This window comes from Acinetobacter sp. YH16052 (assembly GCF_013417155.1).
GTDB lineage: Bacteria > Pseudomonadota > Gammaproteobacteria > Pseudomonadales > Moraxellaceae > Acinetobacter.
This window is the reverse complement of record NZ_VPEO01000119.1, coordinates 1-1,902: the sequence shown is the minus strand read 5'-3', so window position 1 is coordinate 1,902 and position 1,902 is coordinate 1. Positions and strand designations below refer to the sequence as shown.

Here is a 1,902-nt window from a genome sequence, read left to right as displayed (position 1 = left end):
CTTCCAGTCGATAGAAGGGTTTGAACAGGTGTTTAAGATGCGATTCATCAATACCAGGACCTTCATCTTCAAACGTCAATACCCAATGTTCTGCTGTGGTTACAGATGTAATATTTATTTTTCCAGCATTCGAATATCTTAGAAAGTTAGAGAACAATGCAATAAAGACCTGTTCCATCCTTCTTATATCAACGCAAACCAATTTATCCGTCAAATTTAAAACAATAGTTAAACCTTTAACATGAAACCGTTCATTAAACATCTGCAGACATTTTTCAATACTATTTTTTAAATTGGTCTTTTCTAGTTCTAATCGTAATTGTTTATTTTCAATAAGTGTCAGTGTCCGTAAATCTTCCACAAGGTAAGATAAGCCTTCGACTTGGTTCAATAAGCTTAGGTGTAAAGCTTTATCGGCAATAAATATACCATCGACAATACCTTGCAAGCGACCTTGTAATATTGTCACAGGTGTTCGTAATTCATGTGCAATTGCAGCATTCCAAACAGTTGAATTCTTAACTGATACTTCAAGTTGGTTTGCCATTTCATTGAAGTTCTCAATAAGAGACTTGATTTCATGTGGAATATCATGATGTGGCTGTTTAATTCTGAGTGCTAAATTGCCTTGTTGAATTTGTTGAATAACATCTGCTAAATCACTAATTGGCTGTGTATAGCGTTTTCCATATTTAAAGGCGAGGATAGTAGAAAGAAAAAAGCCTGTTAATAGCACTAAAAACAGCCAGATAAAGTCAACGGAGGTAACTGAAAATTCATTTGAATTAATAACTTGTGTATTTAGAAAACCTATTTTTATCGCCCAGCTATAAACAAAATAGCCAATCATGAAAGATAACAGCGTAATGCCTAAATTGAATAGGCTCATCATGATAATAAACTGGAAGTTAATTCCAACAGAATTTTTAAAAAAGTTAAATTTCATGACTTTGATCTAAGCGATACCCCACGCCACGGACATGGATTAATAAGCCATTTACATCATTTTCTTCAAGGTTTTTGCGTAATTTGCTGATATGGCTATCTACAGGGCGATCTAAAGCATCACTTTCAGGCATACAGTTTTGGATCAATTCATTACGTGTAAAGACTTTATTCGGTGTTTTTGCCATCAAAAACAGTATCTTATACTCAGTTAACGTAAGGTTGAGCAACTGATTTCTTTGACCATTTGAAATGTAAACTTGATGATGATCTGGATTAATTTCAATATTTCTATAACGAATAATATTAGTTATTTCCATATTTTGGCTTGTACTTCGTCTAAGTACGGCTTGTATTCGTGCAATCACTTCGTTTGGGTTAAATGGCTTAATAATAAAGTCATCAGCACCCATTTTTAGCCCCATGATCTTATTCACTTGATCATCTAAGGCAGTCAGCATAATGACAGGTAAATGACTTGTTTGACGGATGATTTGTAGAATTTCCCAGCCATTTAGTTTGGGTAATTTAATATCAAGGAGAATCAGGTCGATAGAGTTGGCTTTTAGGCACTCTAAAGCTTGTTGTCCATCCAATGCACGGATGACCTGCATGTTTTCATTTTTTATGTATTTTTCAAGAATGTCACCAATATCATAATCATCTTCTACAACGAGAATGACGCTGTTTTCGAAGCTGTGCTGTAGATTTGGATACATATATTTTATCTTAGATGAAGTAGCTATGCATTTTAACATTTAATTGTGTAATGGAGATGATTAGACGAGCAGTCATTTATATTTGTAATTGAGGGGTGACATATAATAAAATTCGTTGCATATCAGTATTAATGAACAAAATGTCAATTATCATTCATTTAACATAATGGCTGTTATACGAAACGAGAGTGTTAGAACCCATTTAAAGTGTCTATATTCTCACCAATAAAAATGTCCG

General features: G+C 33.7%; 2 protein-coding genes. Both read right to left on the bottom strand.

Features of this window, described 5'->3' with window-relative positions; translation table 11 throughout:
* The coding region (locus FTV42_RS16545) for an ATP-binding protein (RefSeq protein ID WP_180039225.1) at positions 1–946 on the bottom strand (946 nt) is incomplete at its 3' end.
* Positions 936–1,664 (bottom strand): efflux system response regulator transcription factor AdeR, encoded by a 729-nt coding sequence (gene adeR, locus FTV42_RS16540; protein WP_180039224.1) that lies wholly within the window; start codon positions 1,662–1,664, stop codon positions 936–938. The genes adeR and FTV42_RS16545, both read right to left, overlap by 11 nt.
* Positions 1,665–1,902: the final 238 nt, after the last annotated feature.